Annotated in this window: 10 protein-coding genes; 8 read left to right on the top strand and 2 right to left on the bottom strand. The window is 65.1% G+C overall.

Going from position 1 to position 14,082, the window contains the following annotated elements:
* Positions 1-408: 408 nt before the first annotated feature.
* From KGS77_RS17790 to KGS77_RS17770, 5 genes are all read left to right on the top strand, one after another.
* Positions 409-1,632, top strand: coding sequence for a VWA domain-containing protein (locus tag KGS77_RS17790; RefSeq protein ID WP_242582957.1), 1,224 nt, complete (start codon positions 409-411; stop codon positions 1,630-1,632).
* Between the two features lie 269 nt (positions 1,633-1,901).
* On the top strand, positions 1,902-2,309 hold the full coding sequence (locus KGS77_RS17785) for an SseB family protein (protein ID WP_242582954.1): 408 nt from the start codon (positions 1,902-1,904) through the stop codon (positions 2,307-2,309).
* The gene (locus tag KGS77_RS17780; RefSeq protein WP_242582951.1) at positions 2,306-2,941 is read left to right on the top strand and encodes a hypothetical protein; all 636 of its coding nucleotides are present in this window, start codon (positions 2,306-2,308) and stop codon (positions 2,939-2,941) included. Before KGS77_RS17785 ends, KGS77_RS17780 begins: the two co-directional genes overlap by 4 nt.
* The gene (locus KGS77_RS17775) at positions 2,941-7,620 is read left to right on the top strand and encodes a putative T7SS-secreted protein (protein ID WP_242582947.1); all 4,680 of its coding nucleotides are present in this window, start codon (positions 2,941-2,943) and stop codon (positions 7,618-7,620) included. Before KGS77_RS17780 ends, KGS77_RS17775 begins: the two co-directional genes overlap by 1 nt.
* A gap of 17 nt (positions 7,621-7,637) precedes the next feature.
* Complete coding sequence (locus KGS77_RS17770; RefSeq protein WP_242582944.1) at positions 7,638-7,904, top strand: hypothetical protein; 267 nt, start codon at positions 7,638-7,640, stop codon at positions 7,902-7,904.
* Between the two features lie 272 nt (positions 7,905-8,176).
* Here the strand turns inward: KGS77_RS17770 and KGS77_RS17765 are convergent, their stop codons facing one another.
* The gene (locus tag KGS77_RS17765) at positions 8,177-8,959 is read right to left on the bottom strand and encodes a transposase (protein WP_277994235.1); all 783 of its coding nucleotides are present in this window, start codon (positions 8,957-8,959) and stop codon (positions 8,177-8,179) included.
* Positions 8,960-9,003: 44 nt separating this feature from the next.
* Positions 9,004-9,246 carry a helix-turn-helix domain-containing protein gene (locus KGS77_RS17760; protein ID WP_242582938.1) on the bottom strand — a complete coding sequence of 81 codons (243 nt, stop codon included), beginning with the start codon at positions 9,244-9,246 and terminating at the stop codon, positions 9,004-9,006.
* 1,387 nt (positions 9,247-10,633) lie between these two features.
* On the opposite strand from KGS77_RS17760, the gene KGS77_RS17755 reads away from it, so the two are divergent.
* The 3 genes from KGS77_RS17755 to KGS77_RS17740 all read left to right on the top strand — a co-directional run bounded on the left by KGS77_RS17755 (position 10,634) and on the right by KGS77_RS17740 (position 13,145).
* Positions 10,634-10,789, top strand: a complete 156-nt coding sequence (locus tag KGS77_RS17755) for an RHS repeat-associated core domain-containing protein (RefSeq protein WP_242582935.1) — start codon at positions 10,634-10,636, stop codon at positions 10,787-10,789.
* Between the two features lie 430 nt (positions 10,790-11,219).
* Positions 11,220-11,648: a hypothetical protein gene (locus tag KGS77_RS17750; protein ID WP_242582932.1), complete on the top strand. Its 429-nt coding sequence runs from the start codon at positions 11,220-11,222 to the stop codon at positions 11,646-11,648.
* A gap of 1,122 nt (positions 11,649-12,770) precedes the next feature.
* Positions 12,771-13,145, top strand: coding sequence for an RHS repeat domain-containing protein (locus tag KGS77_RS17740; RefSeq protein WP_347404587.1), 375 nt, complete (start codon positions 12,771-12,773; stop codon positions 13,143-13,145).
* Positions 13,146-14,082 lie beyond the last annotated feature (937 nt).

Raw genomic sequence — 14,082 nt, 5'->3', positions numbered from 1 at the left:
CCGTACGAGGGTTGTTTTCGTTTTCGGCCGCCGTGAGGGACAACGGCGGCTAAGGCCAATGGTCACCGGCGAAGACGGGGACGTTCGGGGCCCGGATAACTGATCGCCATACTTCTTACCAACCTCTTGCCGTCCCGTTTCCACTTCGTGTCCGTTTGTGACCGGCACACCTGATGGCGGCGGACCCGTCCGGACGGTAAATGTATGCGGTTGCGCAGGTACGACTCAGCCGCACCCCCTCCTCCACCTCTGTACGGCCCCGCCACGGCACGCGCCACGACGCGCGGGGTCGTCCCACGATCCGGCCGGGTCCGGCCGCTACCCTTACGTGTCCGGTCTGGTCAGGGACATGTCGCTGTCACGGACATACGCCGCACCGCAACCACCACACGCAAGAGAGGTTCGCCGATGGGCATTCGGAGTCTGCTGCGCAACGCTTTCGGCCGCTCAAAGGAGACCCGCGAGGAACCGGACGCGGCACCGGACGGCGTGAAGGCGCCGGGCTCGGCAGCCATTCCGGAAGCCCGCGAGGAAGCCGGCGCCAAGACGAAGGACCGCGAATCCGGCCTCCCCGCCGCCCGCAGCGCACCGGCCGACCCGCCGGCCCCCACCCTCCCCTCCCAGAGCACTCCGCCCCACCACTCCACCGCCTCCCAGCCCGAAGAGCCGGCGACTTCCCCGGCCTCCGACCTCGTGACCCAAGCCTTCGACACCCCCACCCCGGATTCGAAGCCCGAAACCGAGCCGGAGGCGGCCCTTGAGCCGAAGGCGCAGCCCGAACCGCAGGTGGTCCCCGAGCCGAAGGTGCAGCCTGAACCGAAGGCGGAGCCCGAACTGCGGGCGGAGGCCGAACCGCAGGCGGAGGCCGACCCCGAGCCGCAGCCCACCTCGCTCTCCCCCCTCTCCCCCGTCTCCCTCACCAAGGCCGAGAAGGTCGAGAAGCAGGCCCCCGGCCTCGTCAGCCTCTACAAGGCCGCCGCCGTCACCCTGGAGAAGCGCGGCCTGGCCACCCAGCGCGCCGCCGTCTACCTGGTCCTGGACCGCTCCGGCTCCATGCGCAACTACTACAAGGACGGCACCGTCCAGCATCTCGCCGAGCAGGCCCTCGGCCTCTCCGCCAACCTGGACGACGACGGCACCGTCCCCGTCATCTTCTTCTCCACCGACGTCGACGGCACCGCCGACCTGGACCTGACCAACTACGAGGGCCGCATCGAGGAGTTGCACGCGGGCCTGGGCCACATGGGCCGTACGAACTACCACTGGGCCATCAACGCCGTGGTCGAGCACTACGAGAAGTCCGGCGCCACCGACCCCGCCTTCGTCATCTTCCAGACCGACGGCGCCCCCACCTCCAGGCCCGCCGCCGAAAAGGCCCTCTGCGAGGCCGCGAAACTCCCCATCTTCTGGCAGTTCGTCGGCTTCGGCGACCCCGACGCCAAGGGCTTCGACTTCCTGCGCAAACTCGACGACCTCGCCGTCCCCGAAAAGCGCGTCGTCGACAACGCCGGTTTCTTCCACGCCGGCCGCGACCCCCGCGCCCTCGCCGACTCCGAGCTCTACCAGCAACTGATGATCGAATTCCCCGAGTGGCTCACCGAAGCCCGCACCGCCGGCATCCTCAATAACTGACTCCCGACCTCACCCCTCACCCCCGGCCGTGGCCGAGCCCAAGCTCGCCACGGCCGTTGGCTTTTCCGCTGTCCAATTTTCAAAAACAAACAGGTCGGCCGGTTATGCAACCGCCGGCCCCCCACTGTCAGTCCCCTGTGCCAGGGTGATGCGGGCGACGGAAGAGACACCGGAGCCGTAGCACGGCCTTTGCACACACAGTTCCCGTACGGGCTCAGGGGGATCCGTACGGACCCGTACGGCGAAGTACCGACCAGGGGGCGGATGACATGGCATTGGCGGACGAGATCGCCGGCATGCGCGCAGGCAACGGAAACCCGGCCGCGATGATCGGAGAATTCCGGCGGACCCCCGTTCTGGTCCCGCTCGCCGACGACAGCCTCATGTCCGCCGAGTGGAACGGAATCCGCTGGCTCCTCGCCTTTTCCGACGAGGACGCACTCATGCGGTATGCCGCCGGGAAGGGCCTCGCACCCGGTGCCTCCTGGGAGTACGTGACCGTCAGGGGCGCCCGGCTCCTGGACGTGGTGATCCCCGCCATCGAGGGCCCGACCGGTGTGGCCCTGGATGCCGGGAGCGAGCACGGCATGGTCTTCCCGCCGCTCAAGGGCATAGTCCCGGAGGCCGCCGCACTGGACCGGCACGAGAACGGAGACGAGAACGGGGGCCGCTCGTGAGCTCGGGCGACGGGTACGAACTCAACCCGGAAGCACTTCGGCAGGTCAGCAAAGGGATCAACAACACGATCTCGGAACTGAAAGAACTGGGCTTCGACATCGACGCCCAGTTGGGCCACGGTTTCGACAAGCTATCCCTGTCCGGAATGGAGGCGGGCCACCCCGGACTGGCCGAGACCTTCAAGTCCTTCTGTGACCGCTGGAACTGGGGCGTGCGCACCTTGATGCACGAGGCCAACGAGTTGGCCCGCCGCCTCGACCTTTCCGTCGGGCTTTACCACGAGCAGGAGCAGTACATATCCAGCACGCTCAAGACCGTGGTCAACGCGGGCATGGGCGACCCCACACGGACTTCGGACGAGCTCAAGGACATGACCTGGGGCGAGATCGGATCGGACAACCCGTTCAACCAATTCAGAGACGCGGACTGGAACCCCCGGTCGGCCGAGAGCCTCCAGGCACACGAGCGCGTGAAAGACGCGTGGGGCCAGCTACAGGACGACGCCGAAACCTCGACCTGGCTCGGTCGTTCCGACCACGATCTCGCCGATTACAAGGCGTTGGGGCCGGTCCAGGAAAAGCCGGACAAAGACGGGGGCAAGGGCGGGGACGAGCACGGGGGCAAGGGCTGATGGGCTTCGGAGAGATCGTCGGGGGCATCAAGGACGGCATCGATTCGGTCGCCGAAAAGGCCGGCGAGGTCATCGACGACGTCAAGGAGACGGCGGGCGAGGCCGTCGAATTCGCCACCGACAAGGCGGCCGACGCGCTGGAGAAGGCCGGCGCGGAAGGCGTGGCCGACCAGGTCCGTACCGCCGGTGACGACATCGCCGACACCTTGGGCGCGAAGGTGGGGGAGCGGCAGCTCGGCGAGACCGACGACCCGAAGCAGTTGATCCACGGCGACCCCGCAAAGATCAACGAGTCGGCCTCACACCTCAAGGACTTCTTCACCGCCCTCGACGGCGTGGGCCAGGGCTTGCGCAAGCTGGACACCGGTGGCTGGAAGGGCAAGGCGGCCGACAGCTTCCACGAGGAGTTCGACGCCCATCCCAAGCAGTGGATGCACGCGGCCGACGCCTGCGAGGCGGCCGGCGACGCGCTCGACGCGTACGCGGACACGGTCGCCTGGGCCCAGCGCCAGGCAAGAGCGGCCATCGACAAGTACCAGAAGGCCGAGAACACGACCAAGAACGCGATCGAGGCGTACAACTCCCACATCAGCGCGTACAACTCCAGGGTCGACGCCTACAACGCCGCCGTGGAGAAGAACGCCGACCCGGGTTCGAAGCCACAGAAACCCGGCCCTTTCGAGGACCCGGGCAAGGAGGACCGCGAGGCGGCCCGGGACATCCTCAAGCACGCCCGCAGCCAGCGCGACGCAGCCGCCGAGAAGGCGCAGCACGCGATCACGCTGGCGCTGGTCCACGCCCCCACGGAACCGAAGTTCACCGACCGGCTGGTGCTGGACGGCGTCGACGGGATGGCGGCAGGCAGCCTCCACCTCATGCACTTCGGCGGCGGCCTGGTCAAGTCCGGCGCCGAGACGCTGAAGTTCGCCCGCACCCTCTTCCCCCTGGACCCGTACAACATCTCCCACCCCTTCCAGTACTTCAGCAACGTCTCCACCACCCTCATGGGGCTGGGCGGCATGGCCCTTCACCCCGAGCGCCTGCCCAAGGCCCTGCTGGGCTCCGGCTGGGGCAGCGACCCGGCGGACGCGACGGGTAACTTGATCGGCAACCTGTTCGGCGGCAAGGGCGCGGGCGGATTCGCCAAGGCCGCCGCCAAAGCGGGTGCCAAGAGTACGGTCAAGGGCGCCGCACGCGGCGCGATGAAACGGACCGCGGACGCCGCCCGTAACCTCGCCCGCGAATTCAACTGCAAGGTCCTGCGCCGCGAGCCGGTGGACATCGGCACCGGCCGGATGATCCTGCCGCAGACCGATATCCAGCTCCCCGGCAGCCTGCCGCTGGCGTTCTCCCGTACCTTCGAGTCGGCCTACCGCGCGGGCCGCTGGTTCGGCCCCACCTGGTCGAGCACCGCCGACCAGCGCCTGGAGATCGACGCCGAGGGCGTCCTGCTGGTCGGTGAGCAGGGGCAGATCCTGGCCTACCCGCACCCGGCCGTCGGCGTTCCGACCGTACCCCTGGACGGCACTCCGCGCCCCCTGGAGCAGACCCCCGAGGGCGACTACATCGTCACCGACCCCTCGACCGGAACCCGCTGGTTCTTCAGCACGTACGACGAGGACCTCGCCCTCCTGGACGAGATCACCGACCGGCGCGGCCACCACATCACCTTCGACCACGACGAGCACGGCACCCCGACCGCCATCACCCACAGCGCCGGCTACCGCCTCCTCCTCACCGCCGAGGCCGGCCGCATCACCGCCCTCCACCTGGCGGGCGCCGCCCCCGACGGCGGCGACCAGCTCCTGATGACGTACGGATACGACGAGGCCGGCAACCTCGCCGCCGTCACCAACTCCTCCGGCCTCCCGCTGCGCTTCGGCTATGACGCCGAAGGCCGTATGACGTCCTGGACCGACACCAACGACAGCCACTTCACCTTCGAGTACGACGACCAGGACCGCTGCACCTTCCAGACCGGCGCCGCCGGCCACCTGCGCTCACGTTTCGTCTACGGAGAGCGGGACCCGGAAACCGGCCTGCGCACCACCCTCCAGTACGACTCCCACGACCAGCCCACCCGCTACCTGGTCGACGACCGCCTCAACGTCGTCGCGGAGACCGACCCGACCGGCGCCACCACCCGCACCGAACGCGACCGCTACGACCGCGTCCTGTCCACCACAGACCCCCTCGGCCGCACCACCCGTATCGAATACGACCCCGTCGGCCGCCCCACCCGCATCACCCTCCCCGACGGCCGCCACTCCACCACCACCTACGACGACCACGGCAACCCGGTCACCACCACCGGCCCCGACGGCACCACCTGGCACCAGACGTACGACGCCCGCGGCAACCGCACCTCGATCACCGACCCCGCCGGCGCCACCACCACCTACACCTACGACCGCCGCGGCCACATATCCGCCGTCACGGACGCCCTCGGCGCCACCACCCGCATCCACTGCGACCCGGCCGGCCTCCCCCTGACCGTCACCGACCCCCTCGGCGCGACCACCCACTACCGCCGCGACCGCTTCGGCCGCGTCACCTCCGTCACCGACCCCCTCGGCGCCACCACCCACTTCACCTGGACCGTCGAAGGCCACCTCGCCACCCGCACCGACCCGACCGGCGCCACCGAGCACTGGACCTACGACGGCGAGGGCAACCGCACCACCCACACCGACGCCCTCAACCAGACCACCCACTTCGAATACACCCACTTCGACACCCTCACCGCCCGCACCACCCCCGACGGCGTCCGCCACACCTTCACCCACGACACCGAACTACGCCTCACCCAGGTCACCAACCCCCAGGGCCTGACCTGGGACTACGCCTACGACGCCGCGGGCCGCCTGACCTCCGAGACCGACTTCGACAACCGCGTCCTGACCTACACCCACGACCCGGCCGGCCAACTCACCACCCGCACCGACGCCCTCAGCCAGGTCACCACCTACACCCGCGACATCCTCGGCAACATCACCACCAAGGACGCCGCCGGCCATATCACCACCTACTCCTACGACCCCGCAGGCCGTCTCCTCCGCACCAGCAACCCCGACGCGACCCTCACCTACACCCGCGACGCCCTCGGCCGCGTCCTCACCGAAACCGTCAACGGCCGCACGCTGTCCCTCACCTACGACGCCCTCGGCCGCCGCACGTCCCGCACCACGCCCACCGGCGCCACCACCACCTACACCTACGACGCCGCCGGCAACCGCACCACCCTCACCGCCTCCGGCCGCACCCTCACCTTCGAACACGACCCCACCGGCAGAGAAACCACCCGTCACCTCCCCGACACCCTCACCCTCACCCATCAGTGGGACCCCACCGGCCGCCTAACCTCCCAATCCCTCACCTCCGCGACCACCTCACCGGAGGCGGCTCCCCTCCTCTCCCGCACCTACACCTACCGCCCCGACGGCAACCTCACCGCCATCGACGACTCCACCCGAGGCCACCGCACCTTCGACCTCGACCGCGCAGGCCGCGTCACCGCCGTCAACGCCGCCAACTGGGCCGAGACCTACGCCTACGACGACGCAGGCAACCAAACCCACGCCACCTGGCCCACCAACCACCCCGACCCCGCCGCCCAAGGCCCCCGCACCTACACCGGCACCCGCATCACCCGCGCCGGCTCCATCCGCTACGAACACGACGCCCTCGGCCGAGTAACCCTCCGCCAAAAAACCCGCCTCTCCCGCAAACCAGACACCTGGCACTACACCTGGAACCCCGAGGACCGCCTCACCACCGTCACCACCCCCGACGGCACTATCTGGCACTACACCTACGACCCCCTAGGCCGCCGCACCGCCAAACACCGCCTCACCCCCGACCGCACCACCACCCTCGAATCCACCCACTTCACCTGGGACGGCCCCACCCTCACCGAACAATCCACCACCACCCCAGGCTCCCCCCAATCCCTCACCCTCACCTGGGACCACCAGGACCTAACCCCCCTAACCCAAACCGAACGAAAGCTCTCCACGTCCGGCCTGCCCTCCGCGCCACAAGAGGTCATCGACGAGCGTTTCTTCGGCATCGTCACGGACTTGGTGGGAACTCCGACGGAGTTGGTGTCCAGTTCGGGAGAACTTGTCTGGAGAAATACAACCACCCTCTGGGGATGCACTTCTTGGAATGCAGACGCCACAGCCTATACGCCCCTCCGCTTTCCGGGTCAATATTTCGACCCGGAGACACAGTTGCACTATAACTTCTATCGTCACTATGACGCATTCACATCTCGGTACATCAGCGCCGACCCCCTGGGCCTCGCTCCGGACGATAATAACCTTTCCTACGTAACTAATCCCCACGCGTGGATAGACCCACTGGGCCTGTCTCCTTGTGAGCCGCCCGCAGTAGCCGAGACCAGAGCAGGGAAAGGCAGCATAGTCAGCGATCACCCAATGCCATTTAACGAAGCACTGAAGGCAGGTGCGGATTTCCTCGGAGAAGGGTATAGAGAGCTTGGAAAGAACACGTGGGTCTTCCGAAGCGCCGACGGGTTGCGGCAGTTCAGAATAGACCGGGACTCCCTGGCGGGCGGGCACTGGCCGCACGTCCCTCATGTCCATTTCGAGATATACGAGAACGGCCAGGCCAAGAAGGCGTTCGTAAACAATCACGTTCCCCTGACCGACTACTAGACTAGAAAGAGCGCAGCGTGATCAAAATCAACACCTTGGGAAGAATCTCTGCGGGAGACGATCAGGGCAAGTACGTGAAGATCCAGGAGCTACTTGACGACCCGCCCAGCTTCCTCGTCCTCACTGCCGCCGACCCCGACTTCACGCACGAAGGCGGTGATGAGTGGGTCGAGGACTTCGCATCCCTGCAGCAGTTTTTCGAAGAGGCGCGCTGGGTTATCGATTGGGAGCCGAGGCCGGACGACGATGACCAATGGCACGGCGGCTCGGCAAGTGACCACTGACTGTTGACCATGGCGGGGGCGGATCCTCATGAGCCAGAGCCCTAGCCAGAGTCGGGTGGAGGGACGGGTCGGCGGGGCGAGGGGCCGGCCTCTCAGCGGTGAAGGGGGCTGGTCGTTAGCGCACTCGCGCAGTTGATGGTCGTGTTGGACGTGATGATTGCGAATATCGCGTTGCCTTCCGCCCTCTCGGTCGCCGCACCGCCAAACACCGCCTCACTCCCGACGGCACCATCACCTCCGATCCACGCACTTCACCTGGGACGGCCCCACCCTCACCGAACAAGCCAGGCCTTCGAAGTTGAGCGGTGCGGAGGCGCCCGCGGGCTCGGCGGATGGTGACGCACCGTGTGCGCAGGCGTTGGCTGTCGGCGTTGCGGAACCCGAAGGCGGCGCGGGCGACGAGCTTGCTCACACGGTTGGTCCCTTCGCTCTTGGCGTTGATGTGGCCGGTGTCGATGAATGCTGCGATCTCGGTCCACCAGCGGTCCACGGGTGGCGAGCTGGCGGGCCTCGGGAGTGTCGGCGCCTGCGCACCAGGTCAGGAACTTCCGCCGGGCGTGGCCGATGCGGTGGCGGTTGGCGCCGGTGCGGGCCAGTACGAGGAGGTTGCACAGGGACTCCTTGGCGATCCGCGCGGTCAGCAGGGTGCGGCCGATCTTCCCTTCGGCCGGCAGCGGGTTCCACATGGTGGTGAACTGCTCGTCGGTGAGGCCCTCGCGGTTTCGCAGCAGACGCCGCCTCGCCTTCCACTCCGGGTCGCTGGCGCGTCCGCGGCGTCCGCGCATCTCGGCGGTGGTGTGGCCACGGACCATGGAGAGCATCTTGTTGGCGAGTTGGACGACGTGGAAGTGGTCGACCACGACGGTGGCGTCGGGCAGGCCGGTGCGGATCGCGGCACGGTAGGTGGCGACATGTCGATGGCAACGTGGCGGATCCTTTTTCGCCAGGTCAGCGGTGTGGTGGACAGCCAGGCCAGGACGTCGGCGACGGTGCGGCCCTCGACCTGGCCGAGCAGCCCGCCGCGGCCGGCCGCGGCGACGAACCCGGTGTGCCACCGATCCCGGGTCGGACGCCACTTGCCGCTGCCGGGATCCTGCTCTCACCTCGTCTTGCCCCGGCGGGCCTCGTCGATGCTCAGCACCGTCACCTCGGGCAGCGGGGCGTCGACCACCTCGCGCGCCGTTGTACGGAAGGCGGCCATCACCGTCGGCCAGGACAGATGCAGGTCACGGGCGGCCTGGATGACCGTGGAGCCTGCCTCCCGTACCCGGTGTCCGGCTGCCTGGCGCAGCCGGACAATGATCCGCGCACCGGCCGGTCTCTGGGCGATGCTCTCGGTCAACGACTTCCTCGGGCACGTCGGCTCGCGGCACCACCAGCGGCGCTTGTGCCAGAAGAACCCCAGCCCCCGTTCGCCGAGGGCAGATCACGCGGCCAGGTCACTGCCGGCCCCTTCACCCGGAGGCCAAGATCCCGCAGGACGGGCAGGCCCGCGCCGCATCGTCCGCCGTGATCAGGCGCACCCGTCGCGTCCGGTCGGCCAGCGACTCGACTCGCACGACAGACACCCCGTCGAGGCCGAGCAGCAACCTCGCATCGTTGACCAAGCCCGTGGCTCCCCAATGATCCTTCTGCGTAGAGAACAGAAATGATCACTCAGGGCCACGGGCTCCCTGCGTCCAGGGCCCCTCCCGCCGCGCATATCACTCGGTGTGACGAACAGTCAGTGCGCCCGACAAGACGCACCGCTCAAGTTCGAAGACCCGCCAAAAGACGTCGAATCACGTGCCGGCGTCAATTTCGGCCGGGCTAATTCCCCCGGCATAGGAACGCGCTACAAGGAACGAGATGTGCACGGCTGAGACTCATGTTAACCATGATATGCAAGCTTGCGAAAGGAACCGATGACCACTGAGGAAGTCATAACAAAATGGCGCGCCGCTATTTCCGCAGCAGGAATGCGTGTCCTCAACGAATCATGTAACCGATCGCTGCCCGACCCAACTAAGGCGTTGCAGATCGTAAACAGCATGGACGCCGAGCCCACGGCGTCCGTCAGCCGGGCACTCGCCGATGCGTTGAGTCAGTTGGACCTTCACTGGAGAGAACAGTCTCAACGCAATCGGCTTTATAGTGCAAACGATGAAGTCATCATTTGCGGACCCGCAGTATGCGCCGCCGACGTTGGGTGGTACCTCGTCAAGGACCCAGTGGCTGGCCTTGACCTAGCGACACGTCTGGCTAGTCACAAAGGGGACCCCTCTCTTGTCGCTGTATCTGGGGATGGTCGACGCATCTGCGCCATTTCCGTAGAAGACGACGAGTACTGGGTTGTTGTGCACGAATTCCGGCAGAAACCCGAAAAGCTAGCCACCTAGACCGTCGGAGTCACGTAGCTAGATTTCTCGGCATGGAGCCTTAGCGACGCGCAATTCCAGGATACTATCGACAAAGGAGGGTTGTGGCGATCGCGAAGTGCCTCACCATATCGACGCAGATGTGACCAGTCGAGTCCTTTCCTCTGAACGCTTTTACGCTCCTTCCTGGCTAAGGAGCGGGAATTAACGCGTGGCGAAACTCGCCGTTAACAGGAAAACTGATCTGGCCCCTCTCCGACGCATGGTTGCGTGATGTAGGGGGGCAGGGCGCATGAAGTGCTCCTTACTCGCCCGATCGGAACACACAGCACCGAGCCGACGGTGTGCACGTCGGCGTGGAACGGGAACGCGATGGCGTATACGCCGCTGCGGTTTTCGGGGCAGTACTTCGATTTTGAGACTCAACTTCGCTACAATCTGCAACGCTATTATGCGGCCGAAGCCGGGCGAGACCTGTCGAACGACCCTCTCCGCTCGCCCCCGCACCAAACGTCAGCAGCTATGTAGCCTGCCCGCATAAACAGGTAGACCCGCTTGCACTCTCTGCGTGTGAGCGCAAGAGCGGTGGGCGCATCGCCCAGGAGTACGGAGAAGCTTACGAGGAACACCTCGTGAATCACTTGCGCGGGGTAGGCGAATTCTCGCAAATGGAGCGCCAATTCGATGGCGCTTTCATCCACCCCGCAACGGGACGCGAGACCTGGTACGAGGCGAAGCCGGGAGACTTCTGGCAAAACATAATCGAAAGCCCGAAGCGCACGCGTAAGGTCTTTTCTTCTCGACCGAGGGTCAGAAGTCAGTAATAGCAGTGGGAAAAGACATCGACTACATGGCCATTCCCGAGAAGGAGATACCCGCACAAATTAGCAACTGGCTTGCCAGAAAAGGCATCCTGTGGGATGTCATACCCATGTAAGCCGAGACCTGAGGATGCACCGTGTCCCGAAGCGCCGACATCGATTTCAATTTCATCACTCCGCTCGACACGGCCGCCACGTTGGAGCGGTTCCGTGTTGCCGGCATGTCACTTCATTACGAGGGAAAGGTGGCGTACGTCGTAGACTCGGCCCAAATGTTCAAATGGGTCCGAGTTGACTACACACATGTTCAGCAGGTAATCGAAATGGCCAAAGGAGCCGACGCCCAACACACCACTTTTGGCATCACCGTCCTACTGGACGGCCATCGCCACGGAGGCGACTTTCTTTTCCACCCCGGACGACAGTCCGCATCGCTGAACATCACCGTGAATCGTAAGAACATAGAAGGCTCCCAGTTCTGCGACTTCAGCTGGTACCTACGTCGCATAATTCCCGTATTTGAGCCCATGGGCATGTCGGAAATCGAAGCCCACGACTTCAGGTAGTCGACCTCCAGGAGGCAACATGCACTGGATGCGCCCAGCCAGTTGGCGAGCTACACGAGCAACCGTCGACCGACCAACGGCGAAGGCGAATCCTCGTGAGCCCGAGCCAGAGTCGGGTGCAGGGACGAGCCGAGGCGACAGGGAGCCGGGTCCTCGGCGGTGGTGGGCTTATGGTTATTGCAACAGCCCTGGATTTTACGGATGGCGTTATCAGTGCGAATCACCCAAAGGCACGCGCGTGATCGCCGAATATACCAACGCCCCGAACGCGCTGAGCCTCACTCCCATGCAGCACAGCCCTAGAGCGCTGGATTCTGCGTGACGCGAAGTGCAGTGATACCAGCAGGTCGGCGAGAAGCGCCACTTCTACTACCCGGGATGACCGATGCGTAGCGAGGGACTACGGAAGAAGCTATGTCCCTGACATGGCACTTCCCGCCGACACGCCGAGCATATTTTCAAGAGCTGAAAGCCGCCGGCTCGGCCTGATAACAGTGCGCGAAGCAGGAGAAGGGGTTCCCGGAAAGACGATATTCCATTCAGGTTTTTTTCGGTAAACTCAATCAGGAGATGAAATGGCTGGCATCCATCACCCCGTAGAAGGGCCCAGTGAGGAACCGCCTCAATACACTGCATCATCGATCCGTAAGACTGTTTGGGGAGACTTATATAGGAATCTCGACGGCTCTTGGACCACCTTGTGGCGAATGTCCGTCACTGCCACTGCGCAAAAGTCCCCCGTCTCGGTGCTCCAAGACGAGAGCTCCGGGTTTCTGGCCACCCTGTCAATCGCCGACCCGGAAAACAGCAGACTTACAATCACCACGAAAGAACACGCAATGTTCACCATCTACTACCCGTTGACGTTCAAGACGTTTGCACTGATCAACGACACACTGGGCGAGATCTCCAGGATCCAAGGACTACCCAGAGACTGGTACGCGCCTTTTCGTAATCGTTGATTCGCATCGACTTTGTCAAACATGACAACGTCCGCCCCACCCAGCGCGCCCTAGCCCAGCCCTAAACCAGACCACCCGCTTCACATACACCCACTTCGAGCTGCTCGCGGCTCGCACCGACCCGGACGGCACCCGCCACACCTTCAGCCACGACACCGAGCTGCGCATCACTCAGGTCACCAATCCCCAGGGCCTGACCTGGAACTACGCGTACGACGGCGCCGGACGCCTGAGCTCCGAGGCCGACTTCGACGACCGCGTCCTCGCCTACATCCACGACGCGGCGGGCCGACTCACCACGCGCACTGACGCGCTGGGCCAGGCCACCACCTATACCCCCTCAGCCACCTCGCCGAGAAGAAAGCCGCGGGCCTCGTCACCACCTACGCGTACGACCCCGCCGGCAACCGCACCCACATGTCGGCCTCCGGCCACCCACTCACCTTCGACCACGACGCCATCGGCAGAGAAACCACCCGCCACCTCACCGACACCCTCCCCCTCATCCACAAGTGGGACCCCATCGGCCGCCTAACCTCCCAATCTCTAACTTCCACGAGCACCTCCCCCAGTCCCCCTCCCCTCCCGCACCTACACCTACCGCCCCGACGGCAACCTCACCGGCATCGACGACTCCATCCGGGGCCACCGCACCTTCGACCTCGACCGCGCAGGCCGCGTCACCGCCGTCAACGCCGCCAACTGGACCGAGACCTATGCCTACTACGAGTCCGGTAACCAGACCCTCCCTCTGGGGCGCCACAACCTGGAGCCCGCACGCTACGGCGTACACACCGTTACGCTTCCCGGGGCAGTACTTCGACTCCGAATCGCTACTTCACTACAACTGCCACCACCACTACGACCCAGGTTCCGGCCTTATGTGTCCCAGGACCCCCGACTGGCTCGAGCCCGGCCCCGAGCCAGTCGGGTACGTGCGCAACACAAGTTCGTGGGTCGAGCCGCTCACCCTGATGTCTTGCAGCCCAACGGGCGGGGACGAGGAACCTATGAATTCCGGCCGCCGCACCCAGATCACCCGCCACATCAGCCGGCGATAGGGGCAATGAGGCCTGCGTCTGCGGGCGGCAGCGTCGATTGTTCCGAACTCGCCGAGTACTTTCTGCGGAGATCAGAAGGGCATGGGAAAATCGTGAATTCACGACTCCGTCAAGGGAAGAGATCGCCGTGCCACAGACCTCGACAAAAGGAGTTCAACACGACAATTTCACCTATCACGGTGTATACACGGACGGCAAATACGTGTACGACCCGGAACTGCGAAGCGAGTGGTCAACAGTCGGCGACACCCGGCCACGCGAGGAGCCGCAATATCGGTCCAGCGTAGGGGCAATGGACGGTTTCTGCCTGTCGCACATTGTTTTCCTGTGGTGAGGGGTCTGACATGTGAGTTCTTGCGTATTTATCAGTTAGTGGCTCTGATGAACTTTTGCGGCAGTGAACCAGCGGCC

The sequence above is a fragment of the Streptomyces sp. MST-110588 genome, assembly GCF_022695595.1.
Lineage (GTDB): Bacteria > Actinomycetota > Actinomycetes > Streptomycetales > Streptomycetaceae > Streptomyces.
The sequence above is the reverse complement of the archived record's forward strand: the minus strand, read 5'-3'. Positions and strand labels throughout refer to the sequence as shown.

Bases quoted from the DNA above. Each gene is read 5' to 3' on its own strand.
- KGS77_RS17785 (WP_242582954.1), top strand. From the start codon at position 1,902: ATGGCATTGGCGGACGAGATCGCCGGCATGCGCGCAGGCAACGGAAAC.
- KGS77_RS17775 (WP_242582947.1), top strand. From the start codon at position 2,941: ATGGGCTTCGGAGAGATCGTCGGGGGCATCAAGGACGGCATCGATTCG.
- KGS77_RS17755 (WP_242582935.1), top strand. From the start codon at position 10,634: ATGGCGTATACGCCGCTGCGGTTTTCGGGGCAGTACTTCGATTTTGAG.
- KGS77_RS17790 (WP_242582957.1), top strand. From the start codon at position 409: ATGGGCATTCGGAGTCTGCTGCGCAACGCTTTCGGCCGCTCAAAGGAG.